Here is a 17,192-nt window from a genome sequence, read left to right as displayed (position 1 = left end):
CCGTCCCGAATGTATTTAACTGGCCAGCTGTTGCGCGCCAGAAGAAGAGTGGCTGAGTTCGTCACTGTGAAATGCTTCACGGCGCACGCTATAGCCGTCATACCAACGACACTCGACCATTCCGCTGGCATAGCCGGTCACCACCATCGTGGGTCCGCCCTGTTTGTGCTGAACTTCGTCACTGATTGCAAAGATCATACCGCACCCTCCTTTAACCGTTGAATGAACGATTTTAGGTATAGCAGCTGTGCACGTTTTTTTCCTATACGATAAATCTATTACTTCTACTAAATCAGAATAAGCAGTTAAAAATGCTGATAATAAAAAAAGCCGACAATTTTTATTGTCGGCTTTTAGCGCACGTCCTGGACAGGAAAATTAGATTTTGCAGCCTTCGCAATCCGCTTCATCGCTGAGATCTACAGGGACTTCATTGGCTTTTTCTGCTGCTTTGGCCTCAGCCTGTTCCAGCTGTGCATCGATATCAAATTCAAACATATCGTCGTTCATCATCGTTCTCCTGACCGTGATTAGAAATTTACAGCGCTTTATAACCGCTAGCTGCGCAGCTTAGCAATCAGATTTACGCCCAGCAGCACGATCGACCCAATGATAAAGCCAATCACCAAATTAGCACCGTTGCTGAGCAGAGCGGAGATAAAACCGTTGAACCCGGCGCTGTATTCGCTGATGGCATGATGTAACGGCGTAATGCCGTGTACCACAATGCCGCCACCGACCAGGAACATCGCAAGGGTGCCCACCAGCGTCAGGATTTTCATCAGCCAGGGGGCCAGCGCCAGTAACACGCCACCTATTGCCTGCGCGACCGTGGAGGATTTCTCCTTGAGCCAGAAACCGAGATCGTCAATTTTCACAATCATCGCCACGATACCGTAAACGCCGATAGTGACTAAAATCGCCACGCCGGCCAGGATCAGCACCTGATTGAGCAGCGGCGCTTCGGAGACAATCCCCAGGGTTATCGCCACAATTTCCGCCGAGAGGATAAAGTCCGTGCGCACCGCGCCCTTAACTTTATCCTTTTCAAAGGCCCGCGCGTCCTGCTGCGCCAGCTTGTCCAGCCGCTGCTGCCGCGCCTCCGGGCTTTGTTCCGCCTTATCGTGGTTGAGGCTGTGCAGCACCTTCTCCACCCCTTCATAACAGAGATAGGCACCGCCAATCATTAACAGCGGGGTAATCAGCCACGGCGCAAACGCTGAAATAAGCAGCGCCAGCGGCACGAGGATCAATTTGTTAAGAAAAGAGCCCTTCGCCACACCCCATACAACGGGCAGTTCCCGATTGGCTTTTACGCCGCTAACTTGTTGCGCATTGAGTGATAAATCGTCGCCCAATACGCCGGCGGTCTTCTTTGCCGCTACTTTGCCCATTACTGAGATATCGTCGAGCAAGGTCGCAATATCGTCCAGAAGCGTGAGTAAACTGGATCCTGCCAAAGTGGTATTCCTTATTTATTTCGGTTCGTGATCCTGACAACAGGGGCAACGCTCAACTGCCGTGACCGACATATCGGCAATGCCCACACAGTCCCATTCCACGCGTAACGGCCCGCTCAGATCGTCGGCATGCAGATACTTGCTTACCGGACTTTCCGTCATGCCGCTGATCTCTTCGGTGGCTACCAGCCGGTCGCCAAGATAAATGCGCGCCGTGGCGTGGGTATTCACCATCCGCTCATCGCGGAGTTGATACAGGCGCTTAACGGTAAGTTTGATGCTGCTCATGGCTCGATTCCGCGCTCCAGAGAAAAGGGAGATCTAAACTGTTATAACCGCTAAAAGCAACAATCACGCGTTAATCAACGTGATAGTGATGCAAACCCTGATGATCGATTTCGCTGCTGTCGTCAACCGCCAACAGCCACTCTTCCAGGCGTTCTATCAGCGCGCCGTCCTCCAGCTGCAGTTTGCCACGCAGCGCGCACTCCCAAACAATCAGTACTTTCCAGCCTCCTTCTCGCAGTTGTTGAATGTAACGTCGATCGCGTTCGACGTTACTATTGATTTTGCCACTCCAGAATTCAGAGCGCGTGGCCGGCATTTTGAAGAGATAGCAGTGATGGCGATGCCAGAAACAGCCATGCACAAAGATAATTGCTCTCTCCGCGGGCAAGACAAAATCAGGCCTGCCGGGCAGCGCCTTATCCTGCACGCGATAGGTAAAGCCGCGATCTTTCAAAATCAACGCAATGCGCTGCTCTATCGCCGTATCCTTATTACGAATGGCGCGCATGTTTTTGCTGCGTATAGCTTGCGAGTGGACGTCTGCCATGGCGTCTCCTTGTTTTGGCGCTCCTTCAACTTTAGCGGTTTAGCTCAAAAGCGAAAGCAAGCACCGCGCCAATTTCCTCGTTGCGTGATGAGTGTTAGCATAGCCGCCTCACTGTTAAGGAAATACGCATGCTAGCTCTCGACCCCGCCGCGCCCGTCCCTTCCACCTCTTCTCAGGATGACGCGACGTCGCTGTTACTGCAGGTGCTCGATATCTATGCCGCGCGTGATGTGGTGACAACGCTTAGCGAAGCCGGTGGCCTCGACTGGAGCGTGCCGCGTTTGAATCGCATCCGTACGGGCAAAAGTGTGGCACCGGTGCTCTCAAGCCGTGAAGTGGCCAGCCTGCAAGCCTTGCTCCCGGCACGTCCGGCCCACTATGATCACGCTACATTCCAGTTTATCGATCTGTTTGCCGGTATTGGCGGTATTCGCCGTGGCTTTGAGCAGATTGGCGGGCAGTGCGTGTTCACCAGCGAGTGGAATAAAGAAGCCGTGCGCACTTACAAAGCCAATTTATATAGCGATCCGCTTCAGCATCAGTTCAACAGTGATATTCGTCTGGTGACACAACCGGCTGGCATCGATGATGAGCAGGCGATTTATCACTCTATCGATCGCGCTATTCCCGATCATCAGGTATTGCTGGCGGGCTTTCCTTGTCAGCCCTTCTCGCTGGCGGGCGTCAGCAAAAAGAATGCGCTTGGTCGCGCGCACGGGTTTGAGTGTGAAGCGCAGGGTACGCTGTTTTTCGATGTCGCGCGCATTCTTGCGGCCAAGAAGCCGCCGTTCTTTGTGCTGGAAAACGTCAAAAACCTTAAAAGCCACGATAAAGGACGCACCTTCGCCATCATCATGTCAACCCTGGATGAGCTGGGCTATGACGTGGCGGACGCCAACGACAGCGGCTTGCCGGATGCGAAAATTGTCGATGCGCGTCACTTTCTGCCGCAGCATCGTGAACGTATTGTGCTGGTAGGGATTCGCCGTGATAGCGGGCTCAGCAAGGGGTTTTCCCTGCGCGCCCTGCCCGCGCTCTACCCGCAACAGGTTCCTTCATTACAGAGCCTGCTGGAGCCGCAGCCGGAGGCAAAATACACCTTGTCGCCAACCCTGTGGAATTATCTGTACCAGTATGCGAAAAAGCATAAAGCCAAAGGCAATGGATTCGGCTTTGGCCTCAACGATCCGCGTAAAGCCAATATCTGCGTGCGAACCCTATCGGCGCGTTATTACAAAGATGGCTCGGAAATCCTCATCGATCGTGGCTGGGATCAGGCACAAGGCGAAGCGGACTTCCAGCACCCCGCAAACATGGCGCGTCGCCCACGCCGCTTGACGCCGCGCGAATGTGCCCGTCTGATGGGATTTGAAGCGCCAGGCGAAACACATTTTCGTATTCCCGTCTCAGACACTCAGGCCTACAAGCAGTTTGGCAACTCGGTGGTGGTGCCGGTATTTGCTGCGGTCGCACAGCTGCTATTGCCGCTGATTGAACAACACGCGCGCCAAAACAGTTAGCGCTTCAGGACCACAATTTCATTTAGGGCCGCGCTTTATGCTGTTTTCAGCAGAATCGCGCCCGCTGTCACCAAACTGTCACGCACGCTGCCAATACTCCTTTTTTATTTTTTGGAGGCGTTCGATGTCACTCCTTTCCGTTATCGCGCTGCCGCTGCGGCTGCGCTCGCGCTTCTCTCTGCGCATCCCGCTATGGCTCACCAGTTTGCGGAGTCAGTTCCTGTTGTTCATTGTGCTGTTCTGTTTGCTGCAGTTTGCCGGCGTCCTGCTACTCAACGGGCATGTAAACCAGACGCAGACATCGCTGCAGCAGGCTAATCAGCTGCGCGAACGCCTGGCGCTGTTGGATAAAGCCCGCATCGAACTGCTCACCGCCAGCGACAATAGCCACCGCGCCGGGATTTATTTAATGCAGGATCAGCAAAGTGGCTCGGTGGATAGCTGGAAAAGTCTGGCCGCCGCCGCCAGTGATTCGCTTAACCAGGCCGAGCGGCAATTTACCGCTTATCATGCCAGGGCTGACAGCCCGCTGGCACAAGGGTTTGCCATGCTGGCGGCAGGTTTACAGGAGCAGCTGAAAGGTCTGGCTGCCAACGACATCAATGCCTTCTTTATGGTGCCGATGCAGGCGTTCCAGCAACAGTTCAATGATGCCTGGTTTAATGAGATTGAACAGGCCAATCAGCAACTCGGCAGCGTGAATCACAATACGCTAAGCACGCTGAAGCAGAGCCGTAATCTGTCGCTCATTGTTAGCGCGGTACTGATGCTCTTGTTAGTGCTGGCCTCCGGCTTGCTGATGCGCGGGGTCCTGTTGCCGCTGCGGCGTGCCAACGGACAGCTGGCACAGATTGCCACTGGCGACCTGATCGCCTGTCATGACACGCCGCGTCGTCAATCGCTCGAGACGCGCCAACTGTTCCAGTCGATTGATACCATGCGCAGCGGCCTGCAACAGATTGTTAGCGACATCAACACCGTGGCGGTGAGCGTCGCCGCCGGTGCCGAAGAGATGCAGCAACACAATGAGAAGGTGATGCAGCAACATCAGAAGCAAAACGCCAGCTTCCATCATCTGTCGCAGCGTTTAGATCGCGTCTCTGAAGAGGTGGAGATTGGGACCCAGTTTTCGCTGCAGGCTACCCAGGAAGCACAATCGGCGGATGATCTGATGCGCAATTGCGCCGTAGAAGTCGATAAAATGGAAAATCAGATGCAGCAGATTGTCGCCGCGTCAGGGGATATCGCCGGTATTGTCGGCATGCTGGATAGCCTTTCGATGCAAACACGCCTGCTATCACTGAATGCCGCGATTGAGTCCGCGCATGCAGGTGCTTATGGGCGCAGTTTCTCGGTGGTCGCCAAAGAGATGGGCTTACTGTCTCAGCAAAGCGGCGCATCAACGCGACAGATCGATGGACTGATTCAGCACACACAGCAGCACGTCAATGATGGTTTCGATAAGGTTAAGGCGTTGGAAGTGCTTTTTGCACAGATCGGCGGTGCGGTTTCCGGCATTGTGACGCAGCTGAACGAGCTGCAGCAAAACAGTTCGGCACAGAGCCATCGGGTGAAAAAAATAGCCCGAGAAGTGGTCGAGATGAGCGACCAGCTGCAGCAAAACGAAGCCCTGAATGCGCAACAGGTGCAATCTGCCGTGCAGTTGCGTGCGCTATCTGACCGTCTGGCGCAGCGCGCGCAGCAGTTCCGTATTCACGACATTTAACGCCGCGTAATAAAAAACCCGTCAATCGACGGGTTTTCTGCTTATTTCTTCTTCTTGCTTTTCTTCAGCAGCGCCCGAACCTGTTTCAATTCGGCGGCTGAAAGCTGTTCGGTACAGGCTTCTTGCGTATCCAGGCTGTCAATGGCCGGGTGCTCAACCGCATCTAAACTGGCCTGCAGGCGGTTAACGATCTCCTGACTCATGGAGATTTGGTTATCTGCGGCTAACTGCTTGATGTGATCTTTCAGCGCCGGGTCAATTTTAATGGTTAAGTTAACGGTCTCGGTCATTTTCATACTCCCTTTTGATTTACAACAACGTAGCGGAAGCAGGTGAAAGTTAACAGACTGTCATAAAAATTTAATATTAAGAGTGTATGGGGCTAAAATCTCTTAATACTGACTCGTCAATTGAGGTCAGGTTGCCTTGTAGTTCTGCGCAAAGTTTCCCCATGTAGTGCACCAGAAATTCCGCGTTATGCTCCGCCAGAAGACGCCCTGCTTCCGTCTGCATGGTTTGCGGTAAACCGAGCAGCTTTTTCTGAAAATGGTCCAGCGTCCACTTTACATCATCCAGCTCACGCTCTTTTCCCAGCGGGTCTTCGCTATCAAACAGCGGCCGTCCAAGCGCTCCTGCCGTGTAGAAAACGCGCGCCAGGCCGATAGCACCTAAAGACTCCAGACGATCGGCGTCCTGGACGATTTTCGCTTCCAGCGTTTGTGGCGCAATGCGGGCGCTGAAGCTGTGCGCCTGAACTGCATGGGCCACGGCATCCAGACGCTCAAACGGGAAATCGGGGAAATCCTGCTGCAGGATTCGGCGTGTCTCTTGCGCGGCATAGGTTGAGGCCAAATGGCGTTCAGGGTGGTTTTTAGGCAGGTTAACCACATCGTGGAAATAGCAGGCGGTGAGGACCACCATCGGATCGGCATCGCTGTGCTGCATGATGCGTTTCGCGCTCATCCACACGCGGCGCAGATGCGCGATATCGTGGGCTTTGTCATCGTGCAACCAGTTCAGCTGCAGCCAGTTCTCATAGCGTTGTTGCCAGCGGGTGAGTGACATCGTGCTTCTCCTTTTATTGCTGTTATTTAGCACTGCCTGTACAGGGTGCTGCTCCTGCGGACATCATAGCGGCTGGGTAATGACACTTTTTTTACATCATTCCTGGATGTGCTAAGCAAAAAAATGCGATCCCGATCATGTTATAGCGCTGTTAACGCCGCTTGCCCAGCACCCATTACGCTTTCGGCATTTCCTTAGCGTCGTTTTAGTTAACTAACTCTGTTTAATGGCGGTAATCTATTTAGGTCATCAACAAATTTCGCGGCAGGGTTTTATTCCAGTTAAATATGCTGTCTTTTTGCCGTTAAAACGGGTTATTCAACGCGACATAATCTGAAAAGGTTCCCATTCTGGCCTTTATAACGTACTGTATCTGGAAAAATTCTGGCTTCCGATTCTGTCGAAGTCTTTTTCAGCACACATTTTGCTTATGAACCATTTTTAAAACCTAAAATTGCAAGAATTGCCTGATACTGAGGCGACAAATTATTAAGCAAACTGATTCAAACCCATTATGCTACTCCTCTCATCTACGGATGCGGAGGATGCTTCGCACTTTCCGGGTTGGTGAAACAATATGAGGTATGCAATGAAAGAACGGCCGATTCTTTTTTCCGAACAGCGGGTGCGCGCCCTGCTGGTTGGCCAGCAGACACAGACCCGACGCATTATGAAAACGCAGGCCTTTGGTCCAGGCCAGGATCACCATGAAGGCGTACATGCGTTTGACGTCAGCGCTAACCACCTGCACGGCTATAAATTAATGTCGATGACCGATGTCAGCTCACACTGCCCGTATGGCCAGGCGGGTGACGGATTGTGGGTACGTGAAACCTGGCGTGGCCCCATCGTTCCTGAAGAGCAGCTGGCTGAATACGAGCGCGATCCGCTGCCGTTCCGCCATCCCGCCTTTTGCCAGTATCGCGCCGACAGCAACGAGCTGGGGCAACTGGATGAGCATTTGCACAATGCCGAGCAGTTTGGCTGGCAAACAGCAATACATATGCCGCGCTGGGCCAGTCGTATCGATTTGCGAATTACCTCAGTGCGGGCCGAGAAAATTCAGGATATCAGTGAAGACGACATTATGGCGGAGGGCGTCCAGACCGATACGCACTTCCTGAATAACTTCTTCACCATGAACATGAATGCGGAATCACCGAAAGAAGCCTATCGCAAAGCGTGGCAGAAACAGTATGGCGCCACCAGCTGGGAAGTTAATCCTTGGGTATGGGTCATTGCCTTTGAACGTATTGAACGCGCAGGGTAAAGCGTTTGCCATCAACTGCGTCATTTAAGGTCGTCATGCGTGGCGACCTCTCCCCTTCCGATCTTACTTCCCGGTTTGCCACCTTTATCACAGACACATCGCTAACTAACTGGTTGAATAGTCGGCTTTGATTCCGCGCTGGCAATTTTCTCTTCGCCGCGTCAGGATACTGTTTTCGCCCTGAAGAGTGAGTGATGCGATGTTCAAATGGCCGTGGCATGCGCAAAGAGAGACTTCAGTCGTAGCGCTTCCCTGGCAGCAGGCGCTGGCGCAACCGATCTTCTCCCTGCTCGATCACCAGGAACAGCACGCTCTTGTTGCCCTCGCGCAGCGCTTTCTGCAGCAGAAAAAAATTTCTCCACTGCAAGGCCTGCAGCTCAATGAACTGCTGCTCACCCGTCTGGCGTTGTTATTTTGCCTGCCGGTATTGAAACTGGGCGTCGAGTGGCTCGATGGCTTTCATGAAGTGCTGATCTATCCCGAACCGTTTAATGTTGACGATCGCTGGGAAGATGACAATGGCCTAGTGCATCACGCGCCCGCAGTGCATGCCGGACAAAGCTGGACGCAAGGCCCTGTGGTGCTGAATGCGCTCGATATTCAGGATTCCTTTGATCTCTCCGGATTTAATCTGGTGATTCACGAAGTGGCACATAAGCTCGATGCGCGCGGCAGCGGCTACACCAGCGGCATTCCGGTGATGGCACTGCGCGATGTCGCCAGCTGGGAAAAAGATCTGCAACACGCCATGGCTGAGATTGAAGCCGAAGTGGAGCTGGTGGGTGAACAGGCCGCCACCATCGATCCGTACGCCGCCAGCGATGCCGCAGAATGCTTTGCGGTGCTGTCGGAATACTTCTTCAGCGCGCCTGATTTATTGGCCAACCGTTTTCCAGTGATGTATCAGCATCTCCAGCAATTCTATCGTCAGGACCCGCTGGCACGCCTGGCGCAATTGACATCAGAACCTGCTTAAATCGCGATCGCTTTGTACTATTGCTAGCCAATTGAATATAAATACGTTTTAAGCTGTTGACACCTGACTGAGGCGCCATTAATATTCGCCTCGTTCACACGATTCCTCTGTAGTTCAGTCGGTAGAACGGCGGACTGTTAATCCGTATGTCACTGGTTCGAGTCCAGTCAGAGGAGCCAAATTCCTGTTTTCATGCCGCTTTGCGAATCCTTATATGATTCGAATTCAATAAGTTGGCCTGAAAAGTCTTCCCGATGCATTTTCAGTTTTCCCTCTGCATCGGAAGAATTTGGTGGTCAGATTTGGGGTCAAGTTGGTTCGATGACGGAGTGACCCCCAAATGTCTCTTAACGACTCAAAAATCCGCAACTTAAAACCATCCGCAAAACCATTCAAAGTTTCTGATTCTCACGGTCTGTACCTTCTTATCAAACCCGGCGGCTCACGTCACTGGTATCTCAAATACCGTATAAACGGCAAAGAATCCCGCATTGCACTAGGTGCCTATCCTGCCGTCTCCCTGTCTGATGCCCGCCAGCAGCGCGAAGGTATCCGAAAGATGCTGGCGCTCAAAATCAACCCTGTAAAGCAGCGAGCCATAGAACGCGATGCCTGCCCTACTGAGAAGGTGTTTAAAACCGTGGCGCTGGCCTGGCATAAAAGCAATAAAAAATGGTCGCAGAATACCGCTGACCGTTTGCTTGCCAGCCTGAACAATCATGTCTTTCCGGTTGTCGGACATCTGTCAGTTACCGAACTTAAACCCCGTCATTTCATTGATCTGCTGAAAGGGATTGAAGAAAAAGGCCTGCTGGAAGTCGCGTCCCGCACGCGGCAGCACGTCAGTAATATCATGCGCCATGCGGTCCACCAGGGATTAATCGATAACAACCCGGCGGCAAACCTTGACGGCGTGACGGCACCTCCTGCCAGACGGCATTATCCCGCCCTGCCGCTGGAGCGGCTGCCTGAACTGCTTGAACGCATTGAGGCATATCATCAGGGCCGTGAACTGACCCGGTTTGCTGTCCTGCTGGCGCTGCATGTGTTTATTCGCTCCAGTGAACTACGTTTCGCCCGCTGGTCAGAGATTGATTTCAGACACAGAATCTGGACGATACCCGCCATCCGTGAAGCCATAGCAGACGTGCGTTATTCCGGGCGTGGAGCCAAAATGCGTACCCCTCATATTGTCCCCCTCTCAGAACAGGCCATAGTCATTCTGAAACGAATCAAGGTAATATCCGGTGGCTATGAACTGGTGTTCCCCGGCGACCATAACCCGTACAAGCCGATGTGCGAAAACACGGTCAACAAGGCACTGCGCCTTATGGGATACGACACGAAACAGGATATCTGCGGCCACGGCTTCCGGACGATGGCATGCAGTGCCCTGATGGAGTCCGGGTTATGGTCGCAGGATGCGGTGGAGCGCCAGATGAGCCATCAGGAGCGCAACACCGTGCGTCTGGCTTACATTCATAAAGCTGAGCATCTGGAAGCCCGCAAGGCGATAATGCAGTGGTGGTCGGATTATCTTGATACTTGCCATAAATCTTATGTACCTCCGTATATTTTAGGTAGGAAATAGAGTAATTCTACGACCTGACTATTGAATCGACAGTCTCAACATAGTAAAGCCATAGCAAGATCTACTTCTGGCTTGCATGAAGTGGAATGGATTGTTGTGCAAAGAACCCAGTCCGGGAAATAGACGTAAAGCTATGTCGATGTTCGCCGGAGATACGTTCCTCCGGCTTTAGTCCAGGCGCAACGCACTGAAAAGAATTGTGGCAGAGGTCTGTCATGGCTGTTGTAAGGAAGAAAGTGGCTTTCCTTCGGTACTCTATCGTATAGCTCAAAAAGATTGTACATCTCAGAAATTCTAAGACCGGAAATGCATAATTGAATGGAACACTTGTCCAGTTGTGAATATAAGAATATCAAAAAATCAACCATTATGGATGTGATGAGTCGGCGAAAGCGGCGCCCTGGCACCGCTTTTTTTCAAGGTATAAGTAAAATCTTCGCAGCTGAAACCTGCTGTGATTCCAGATCGGCAAAGGCTTGTTCACCTTCACTAAGTGGCCGCGATTCCACCCAGCCAAGCTCCCCAAGTGCCCCCTCTTCCAGCATCGACAGAGCGAGGCAGAAATCGTCCATGGTGTAGGTATAGGTGCCCAGCAGCATGATCTCGCCAAGCGTGATTTTGCGCATATCTATCTCGCTGGCCCACGCTTGCAAGCCAATATGCATGATCACCCCTCCTGGTTTAACTGCCTGAATAGCCATCTGACGTGTTGCAGCCGCACCCACAGCATCAACCACCAACTGATGACTCGACTCGCTGATGCTGGTTTCCATTGGGTTGATACTGATGCAACCGGTATAGCGCTCAGCCGCCTCAGCACGCAGCGCATTGGTTTCAGCCAGCGTGATGTGACGACAACCCCATGCCCGCAGCACTAATACCGTTAACAAACCTATCGCACCGCCACCAATCACCAGCGTTCGCGTTTCCGCCAACGGTTGCGTTAACGTCCGCTGGGTTAAACGCATGGCATGAACTACCGTGGCCGCCGGTTCAGTCAGCGCCGCATGCTGGATAGAAATACCAGTTGGCAGTGGCACCACCGAACGAGCAGGAATGGCCATAAACTCAGCAAACGCGCCTGGCCAATCCATTCCCACCATATGACGGTCGCTGCATAAATTGTCGCGTCCCTGGCGGCAGTATTCACACACCCCACAGGTAATCAGCGGATTGGCGGTGACACGATCGCCAGGTAGAAAACGTGGCGACTGACTCTCCACAATTTCTCCTGCCAGTTCATGGCCGAGAACCAACCCTGGCTGTCGGCGTGGGTCCTGGCCATGAAAGGCATGCATGTCGGAACCACAAATGCCCGCCGCGCCAATGCGGATCACCACCTGCTCTTGCCCCGCTGCCAGTTGCGGGTAAGGGCGTTCTTCAATGGCCATCTGATAAGGACGGCTGTAAATCAACGTTTTCATAAGCTCTCACTTAATCAATACAGAATTTGTCACCGTCACCCGACCGGCACCGTGGGTTTGTCGCCACAGATAGAGCGCACATGCAGCGCTGGTCAGGCCGATAACCAATACATACGCGCAGATGAGCCAAGGACGACCACCGAGCATGTTAGAGAAGATCGTAGCCAGCACAGGTGTCAGACCACCCGCAAATACTCCGGAAATTTGATAGGCAAATGAGATACCGGTATAGCGCACCGAGGCATCAAAGCACTCTGAATAGACCGATGACAGGGTGCCAAACACGGCGGCATGGAAAATGCCAAACGGGATCACGATGGCGGCCCATACCAGCCAGATGTTGTCGGGATGGTTATGCATCAGTGCGAACGAAGGAAACGCCGACAGTGCTGAAAGCGTTGCCCCCATGGCAAAGATGCGCGCACGCCCCCAGCGATCCGCCATGTAGCCCCAGAACGGGATAAAGAAGCTCATGACAAAGGCGCTGGCGAGGATCGCGACAATGGCTTGATCGCGCGGAATATTCAGGTTTTGCGTCAGATAAGTCAGGGAAAAAACGCCAAAAATATTGAAGAACACACCGTCAATCAGCCGCATCCCCATACAGGTAAACACCAGTTTGGTGTTATTGCGGAACAGCTCCACCAGCGGGATGCGTTTCGGTGCATGCTTACGCGCCTCCTGCGCTTTGAGAAAATCTTCGGTTTCTGCGACGTTTTTACGGATGTAGGTGCCGATGATGACAAAGACACCGCTAAGTATAAACGGCACGCGCCAACCCCACGACATAAAGGCCTCATCGGGCAGCAAATACGAAGCCAGACCAATCGCACCTGACGCCAGCAGCAGGCCAAGGGACATTCCAATTTGTGGAATACTGGCAAAGAAAGCGCGATGTTTTTCCGGTGCAGATTCAAATGTCATGAGCACCGCCCCCCCCCACTCACCGCCTAATCCGATACCCTGAATTAATCGACACAGAATCAGTAAGCACGGTGCCCACAGACCAATTTGGTGATAGCCAGGAATAAGCCCGATCACCACGGTAGCACCACCCATGATCACCAACGTCAGGATCAGCATCTTTTTTCGGCCCAGCGTATCGCCGAAATGCCCAAAAATGATGGCACCTAATGGCCGGGTTAAAAAGCCAATGGCAAATACGCCGTAAGAGAGCAGCGTGGTGATAAAGGGGTCGCCTTCCGGAAAATAGAGTTTGTTGAACACCATTCCCGCGACTGTGCCGTAAAGGAAAAAGTCATACCATTCTATAGTCGAACCAAACAGGCTCGACAACGTGACGCGTCGCAGATTGCCGGCAGCAGGTGTTTGCATGATGTATTTCTCTCCACATAAATGTTGATTCAGATAGCGCTGTAACCGCCATCCACCATCAATATTTGCCCGGTGATATAGGCACTGGCGTCACTGGCAAGCAGCAGCGTCGCGCCCTGTAAATCGTTCATTTCGCCATTGCGCCCCAGACAGGTTCGCGCGGCATGTCGCTCACGAATGGTGGGGTCGGCAAAAACGGGGCCGGTCAGTGCGGTAGGAAAGAAGCCCGGACCGATAGCATTACAGGTGATACCGTCACGTCCCCATCGCTGTGCGATCGCGCGGGTAAGCTGAACAATGCCCCCTTTGCCCGCGCCGTAGGGTGCGCTGTTATCAAAAGCGCGGTGTGATTGCAGTGACGCGATATTGATGATGCGCCCCCAACCGCGCTGTGCCATACGGGGCGCCAGCGCCTGAGTAAGAAAAAACGGGGCTTTAAGGTGGAGCGACAGCTGCTGATCCCAATCTGCTTCTGTTACCTCTTCGAATGGCTGGCGCAGATTAACGCCTGCAGCATTCACCAGAATATCGGCATCAGCACTTTCACGCGCCAGAGCCTGTAATGCCGCCATCTGCGTCACATCGGCACAGCAATAACGCGCCTGCGCACCCTGCTGAATCAAGTGCTGTGTGGCTTCAGCCAACTGCCCCTCGCGTCGCGCCGCAAGAACGATCTGCGCGCCTGCTGCAGCCAGCGTTTGCGCGATAGCAAAACCGATGCCGCTGCCACCGCCGGTTATCAGCGCGGTTTTGCCCGTTAAGTTGAATAATGTTGCCGCTTGCATCGCAACCTCCTTAGCGCGTAACAGGTGAACCGAGCTGGAATGATTGACCCGCGAAGTATTTCGCGAGACGCACCTCGGCCGTGCGCGCATGTGCCTCCATGCCCTCCATGCGTGAAATACGCGCGGTGGTTTCGGCAATCTGCGGTATGGCATCACGGGGCATCTGCTGCCATGTCAGGGTTTTGAGGAATTTGTGAACGGAGAGTCCACCGGAGTAGCGTGCTGCGCCCTTAGTAGGCAGGACATGATTCGGTCCGCTGCACTTATCCCCAAATGCCACCGTGGTTTCTTCGCCGAGGAACAGCGAGCCGTAACAGCTGAGCGCATCGCGCCACCAGTTCAAATCGCGGGTATGCACCTCAAGATGTTCGGAAGCGTAACGATCGGAAACTTCCACCACCTCTTCGCGACTGTCGCAAACAATCACTTCGCCATAATCGCGCCAGGCGCAGCTCGCTGCATCGCGAGCTACCGGCGGCAGTTCGGCAATCAGCAGTGGGACTTTGAGCATCACCGCGTCAGCCAGTTCGCGTGATGTGGTAAACAGCCACGCAGGGGATTCATGACCATGCTCCGCCTGCCCAACAAGATCGCTGGCAACGATGTCGGCATCAGCGCTTTCATCGGCAATCACCGCCACTTCTGAAGGTCCGGCAAAGACATCAATGCCCACCTGACCAAACAGCGTACGTTTCGCCTCAGCAACGAATTTATTGCCCGGTCCCACCACAACATCCGCCGCCTTACCGCTAAACAACCCCCACGCCATACTGGCAATGGCTTGTACACCACCCAGCGTCATAATGGTATCCGCGCCAGCACGGTGAAAAGCGTAGAGCACGCAAGGATGAATACTTTGGCTCAGATAAGGGCCTGAACAGGCTATAATATTCTTTACCCCAGCCGCTTTCGCAGTGGCCACCCCCATGTAAGCGGAAGCTATGTGCGCATAGCGACCAGCCGGTGCGTAACAGCCGACAGTGGTCACCGGCAGCACCTTTTGTCCGGCCACAAGACCTGATGGCAGTGTCACCTCAAAATCCTGGATGGATTCACGCTGCGCACAGGCGAAGGTGTAAACCTGTTCAATGGCGTAGTCGATATCCTTTCTGACTTCCGCTGGCACATCGCGGACCTGCATCGCAATCTGTTCCGGTGTCAGGATGATGTCGCCTTTCCAGTTATCAAGTTTCCTGGCGTATTGCCGCACTGCATCTTCACCCTGCGACTTAATCGTGGCGAGCATCTCTTCCACCACCTGCCGCGCTTCAGCCGTGTTGGATTCCGGTGATTTAGTTGCTTTCTTTAACCAGGTAACTGACATACGCATCTCCAGACAAAATTAAAGGTGAAATCATGTGTCATATATATGACTGCATTTATCTATAGTGAGCATGCGTAAATAGTGCAAAATCGAATTGAACAAAAAGTGATCGCGATCGACTTCAATCCGCAAAACTCATAAGGCGATCACATTTTAACCTCCTGGCTTTAAGCCTTATAAATTAAACTATTATAAATCACCGTCTTAACTGGTTAGAGATTTGTCCTCTCATCTCCTGTTTCCATCTGTTCCTGCATTCGTGAAGCCGCTCGCAAAAAAGTCGGCAAAATCGAAATAAATTTTGCCATCTCAACTCATCTATAATATGTCATATACATGAGTTCATTTGTTGTTCGACAATCGGAGGCTGTAATGAGTATTGATTTCGTGGTTCACGATGATGGCGACTCAGTAGGAGTCGTGGTGGTGGAAGGGATCGAGGCTGGTCAAACCCTGACAGGCTGGATAATGGATCAAAACAAAACCATTGAATTTGCAGTGAAAGATGCCATTCCAATCGGCCATAAGCTGGCAATTCGCGATCTGGCGATAAATGACACCGTGATCAAATACGGTGAAGACATTGGCCGCGTCGTGGCGGCAATCCAGCAGGGCGAACATCTACACGTACACAACGTTAAAACTAAAAGGTGGTAATGATGGAAATCAAAGGACGTCAGTTCTCAGGCTATCGTCGTGAAAATGGTCGTGTCGGTATTCGTAATCACGTGATTGTACTGCCGGTAGATGATATCTCCAATGCAGCAGCAGAAGCGGTGGCAAACAATATCAAAGGGACCATAGCGCTGCCCCATCCTTATGGTCGCCTGCAGTTCGGTGAAGACCTGGAGCTCCATTTCCGCACCCTGATTGGTACGGGTTGCAACCCGAACGTGGCGGCAGTAATTGTGATTGGCATTGAGCCTGGCTGGACTCAACGCGTGGTTGACGGCATTAAAGCCACGGGTAAACCGGTAGCCGGTTTCTGGATCGAGCAGAACGGAGATCACAACACCATTTGCGCCGCCTCACGCAAAGCGAGAGAGTTTTCACAATATGCATCTGAACTGCAGCGGGAAACTTGCGACATCAGCGAGCTTTGGGTATCGACCAAATGCGGCGAGTCTGATACGACTTCGGGATGCGGTGCTAATCCTTCTGTGGGCAACCTGTTTGACCGCCTGTATGAGAACGGTAACACCCTGGTCTTTGGCGAAACCTCCGAGCTGACCGGCGGCGAACATCTGGTGGCTGCGCGCTGCGCCAATGACGATGTGCGCCAGAAGTTCCAGTTCATGTTTGATCGCTACAGCGCAATGATCGACCGCTGGAAAACCAGCGATCTTTCGGAATCGCAGCCCACTAAAGGCAACATTGAGGGCGGGCTCACGACCATCGAAGAGAAAGCGCTGGGCAATATTCAGAAGATCGGTAAGAAATGTCGGGTCGATGGCGTACTGGATAAAGCAGAAACCCCCACCGGACCCGGGTTGTGGTTCATGGACTCCTCATCTGCAGCAGCCGAAATGGTCACTCTGTGCGCGGCGGCCGGTTATGTAGCGCACTTCTTCCCGACCGGCCAGGGGAACGTCATTGGCAACCCGATTTTGCCGGTCATCAAAGTGTGTGCGAATCCACGCACGGTGCGCACCATGTCAGAACATATCGATGTGGATGTCTCAGCCGTGCTGCGCCGCGAAATGAATATGGATGGGGCCGGGGATGCGCTGCTTGAGTCACTGTTGCGTACCGCTAACGGGCGACTCACCGCCGCTGAAGCGCTCGGCCATCGTGAGTTTGTCCTGACCCGTATTTTTGAAAGTGCGTAACATACCTGCCCGCCATCAGTGGCGGGCGTCATCTCTTTACTCGCCTGCGGCG

18 protein-coding genes and 1 tRNA gene are annotated in these 17,192 nt (G+C 53.0%); 8 read left to right on the top strand and 11 right to left on the bottom strand.

The annotated features are described in order from the left end of the window. Positions 1 to 15: 15 nt before the first annotated feature. The 5 genes from AAGR08_RS07085 to vsr form a co-directional block, all read right to left on the bottom strand. On the bottom strand, positions 16 to 198 hold the full coding sequence (locus tag AAGR08_RS07085; protein WP_097096918.1) for a DUF2158 domain-containing protein: 183 nt from the start codon (positions 196 to 198) through the stop codon (positions 16 to 18). 180 nt (positions 199 to 378) lie between these two features. Beyond that, positions 379 to 513 (bottom strand): hypothetical protein, encoded by a 135-nt coding sequence (locus tag AAGR08_RS07080; protein ID WP_320204517.1) that lies wholly within the window; start codon positions 511 to 513, stop codon positions 379 to 381. A 44-nt stretch (positions 514 to 557) separates the two neighbouring features. After that, a complete protein-coding gene (locus AAGR08_RS07075; protein WP_345829279.1) occupies positions 558 to 1,460 on the bottom strand; it encodes a DUF808 domain-containing protein in 903 nt (300 codons plus the stop codon). Positions 1,461 to 1,475: 15 nt separating this feature from the next. Continuing rightward, positions 1,476 to 1,748: a hypothetical protein gene (locus tag AAGR08_RS07070; protein WP_345829278.1), complete on the bottom strand. Its 273-nt coding sequence runs from the start codon at positions 1,746 to 1,748 to the stop codon at positions 1,476 to 1,478. A gap of 70 nt (positions 1,749 to 1,818) precedes the next feature. Then, positions 1,819 to 2,295 (bottom strand): DNA mismatch endonuclease Vsr, encoded by a 477-nt coding sequence (vsr, locus tag AAGR08_RS07065; RefSeq protein ID WP_345829276.1) that lies wholly within the window; start codon positions 2,293 to 2,295, stop codon positions 1,819 to 1,821. Between the two features lie 128 nt (positions 2,296 to 2,423). Here vsr and dcm point away from each other — a divergent pair, with 128 nt between their 5' ends. Continuing rightward, entirely contained in the window at positions 2,424 to 3,815 is a 1,392-nt protein-coding gene (gene dcm, locus AAGR08_RS07060) for a DNA (cytosine-5-)-methyltransferase (RefSeq protein ID WP_345829274.1), read from the top strand. Between the two features lie 124 nt (positions 3,816 to 3,939). Beyond that, on the top strand, positions 3,940 to 5,541 hold the full coding sequence (locus AAGR08_RS07055; RefSeq protein WP_345829273.1) for a methyl-accepting chemotaxis protein: 1,602 nt from the start codon (positions 3,940 to 3,942) through the stop codon (positions 5,539 to 5,541). A 41-nt stretch (positions 5,542 to 5,582) separates the two neighbouring features. On the opposite strand, the gene AAGR08_RS07050 is transcribed toward AAGR08_RS07055, so the two are convergent. Both AAGR08_RS07050 and AAGR08_RS07045 read right to left on the bottom strand, forming a co-directional pair. Continuing rightward, positions 5,583 to 5,831: a hypothetical protein gene (locus tag AAGR08_RS07050; RefSeq protein WP_097096912.1), complete on the bottom strand. Its 249-nt coding sequence runs from the start codon at positions 5,829 to 5,831 to the stop codon at positions 5,583 to 5,585. Between the two features lie 76 nt (positions 5,832 to 5,907). Next, entirely contained in the window at positions 5,908 to 6,606 is a 699-nt protein-coding gene (locus tag AAGR08_RS07045; protein ID WP_345829271.1) for a phosphohydrolase, read from the bottom strand. A gap of 589 nt (positions 6,607 to 7,195) precedes the next feature. On the opposite strand from AAGR08_RS07045, the gene AAGR08_RS07040 reads away from it, so the two are divergent. From AAGR08_RS07040 to AAGR08_RS07025, 4 genes are all read left to right on the top strand, one after another. After that, entirely contained in the window at positions 7,196 to 7,876 is a 681-nt protein-coding gene (locus AAGR08_RS07040; protein ID WP_097096910.1) for a hypothetical protein, read from the top strand. Positions 7,877 to 8,075: 199 nt separating this feature from the next. Continuing rightward, complete coding sequence (mtfA, locus tag AAGR08_RS07035) at positions 8,076 to 8,852, top strand: DgsA anti-repressor MtfA (protein WP_097096909.1); 777 nt, start codon at positions 8,076 to 8,078, stop codon at positions 8,850 to 8,852. Positions 8,853 to 8,955: 103 nt separating this feature from the next. Next, positions 8,956 to 9,031: transfer RNA gene (locus AAGR08_RS07030), tRNA-Asn, on the top strand. A gap of 161 nt (positions 9,032 to 9,192) precedes the next feature. Further along, positions 9,193 to 10,443, top strand: coding sequence for an integrase arm-type DNA-binding domain-containing protein (locus tag AAGR08_RS07025; RefSeq protein ID WP_345829268.1), 1,251 nt, complete (start codon positions 9,193 to 9,195; stop codon positions 10,441 to 10,443). 416 nt (positions 10,444 to 10,859) lie between these two features. Here AAGR08_RS07025 and AAGR08_RS07020 read toward each other — a convergent pair whose 3' ends face one another. The 4 genes from AAGR08_RS07020 to hisD are packed head-to-tail and all read right to left on the bottom strand — an operon-like array spanning position 10,860 to position 15,311. Continuing rightward, entirely contained in the window at positions 10,860 to 11,867 is a 1,008-nt protein-coding gene (locus AAGR08_RS07020) for an alcohol dehydrogenase catalytic domain-containing protein (RefSeq protein WP_345829266.1), read from the bottom strand. A gap of 6 nt (positions 11,868 to 11,873) precedes the next feature. Then, positions 11,874 to 13,202 carry an MFS transporter gene (locus AAGR08_RS07015; protein ID WP_123754973.1) on the bottom strand — a complete coding sequence of 443 codons (1,329 nt, stop codon included), beginning with the start codon at positions 13,200 to 13,202 and terminating at the stop codon, positions 11,874 to 11,876. A 29-nt stretch (positions 13,203 to 13,231) separates the two neighbouring features. Next, positions 13,232 to 13,987, bottom strand: a complete 756-nt coding sequence (locus AAGR08_RS07010; protein WP_095101122.1) for an SDR family oxidoreductase — start codon at positions 13,985 to 13,987, stop codon at positions 13,232 to 13,234. A 10-nt stretch (positions 13,988 to 13,997) separates the two neighbouring features. Further along, positions 13,998 to 15,311, bottom strand: coding sequence for a histidinol dehydrogenase (gene hisD / locus AAGR08_RS07005; RefSeq protein ID WP_095101120.1), 1,314 nt, complete (start codon positions 15,309 to 15,311; stop codon positions 13,998 to 14,000). Between the two features lie 372 nt (positions 15,312 to 15,683). Here hisD and AAGR08_RS07000 point away from each other — a divergent pair, with 372 nt between their 5' ends. Both AAGR08_RS07000 and AAGR08_RS06995 read left to right on the top strand, forming a co-directional pair. Further along, entirely contained in the window at positions 15,684 to 15,968 is a 285-nt protein-coding gene (locus tag AAGR08_RS07000; RefSeq protein ID WP_095101118.1) for a UxaA family hydrolase, read from the top strand. A 2-nt stretch (positions 15,969 to 15,970) separates the two neighbouring features. Beyond that, complete coding sequence (locus AAGR08_RS06995; protein ID WP_095101116.1) at positions 15,971 to 17,140, top strand: UxaA family hydrolase; 1,170 nt, start codon at positions 15,971 to 15,973, stop codon at positions 17,138 to 17,140. The last annotated feature ends 52 nt before the right edge of the window (positions 17,141 to 17,192 follow it).

The sequence above is a fragment of the Pantoea sp. BRR-3P genome (assembly GCF_039621635.1).
Taxonomy (GTDB): Bacteria; Pseudomonadota; Gammaproteobacteria; order Enterobacterales; family Enterobacteriaceae; genus Pantoea; species Pantoea floridensis.
The sequence above is the reverse complement of the archived record's forward strand: the minus strand, read 5'-3'. Positions and strand labels throughout refer to the sequence as shown.

Coding starts and splice junctions, on each gene's coding strand:
- AAGR08_RS07085 (WP_097096918.1), bottom strand. CDS start 198: ATGATCTTTGCAATCAGTGACGAAGTTCAGCACAAACAGGGCGGACCC.
- AAGR08_RS07080 (WP_320204517.1), bottom strand. CDS start 513: ATGATGAACGACGATATGTTTGAATTTGATATCGATGCACAGCTGGAA.
- AAGR08_RS07070 (WP_345829278.1), bottom strand. CDS start 1,748: ATGAGCAGCATCAAACTTACCGTTAAGCGCCTGTATCAACTCCGCGAT.
- vsr (WP_345829276.1), bottom strand. CDS start 2,295: ATGGCAGACGTCCACTCGCAAGCTATACGCAGCAAAAACATGCGCGCC.
- dcm (WP_345829274.1), top strand. CDS start 2,424: ATGCTAGCTCTCGACCCCGCCGCGCCCGTCCCTTCCACCTCTTCTCAG.
- AAGR08_RS07055 (WP_345829273.1), top strand. CDS start 3,940: ATGTCACTCCTTTCCGTTATCGCGCTGCCGCTGCGGCTGCGCTCGCGC.
- AAGR08_RS07050 (WP_097096912.1), bottom strand. CDS start 5,831: ATGACCGAGACCGTTAACTTAACCATTAAAATTGACCCGGCGCTGAAA.
- AAGR08_RS07045 (WP_345829271.1), bottom strand. CDS start 6,606: ATGTCACTCACCCGCTGGCAACAACGCTATGAGAACTGGCTGCAGCTG.
- AAGR08_RS07040 (WP_097096910.1), top strand. CDS start 7,196: ATGAAAGAACGGCCGATTCTTTTTTCCGAACAGCGGGTGCGCGCCCTG.
- mtfA (WP_097096909.1), top strand. CDS start 8,076: ATGTTCAAATGGCCGTGGCATGCGCAAAGAGAGACTTCAGTCGTAGCG.
- AAGR08_RS07025 (WP_345829268.1), top strand. CDS start 9,193: ATGTCTCTTAACGACTCAAAAATCCGCAACTTAAAACCATCCGCAAAA.
- AAGR08_RS07020 (WP_345829266.1), bottom strand. CDS start 11,867: ATGAAAACGTTGATTTACAGCCGTCCTTATCAGATGGCCATTGAAGAA.
- AAGR08_RS07015 (WP_123754973.1), bottom strand. CDS start 13,202: ATGCAAACACCTGCTGCCGGCAATCTGCGACGCGTCACGTTGTCGAGC.
- AAGR08_RS07010 (WP_095101122.1), bottom strand. CDS start 13,987: ATGCAAGCGGCAACATTATTCAACTTAACGGGCAAAACCGCGCTGATA.
- hisD (WP_095101120.1), bottom strand. CDS start 15,311: ATGTCAGTTACCTGGTTAAAGAAAGCAACTAAATCACCGGAATCCAAC.
- AAGR08_RS07000 (WP_095101118.1), top strand. CDS start 15,684: ATGAGTATTGATTTCGTGGTTCACGATGATGGCGACTCAGTAGGAGTC.
- AAGR08_RS06995 (WP_095101116.1), top strand. CDS start 15,971: ATGGAAATCAAAGGACGTCAGTTCTCAGGCTATCGTCGTGAAAATGGT.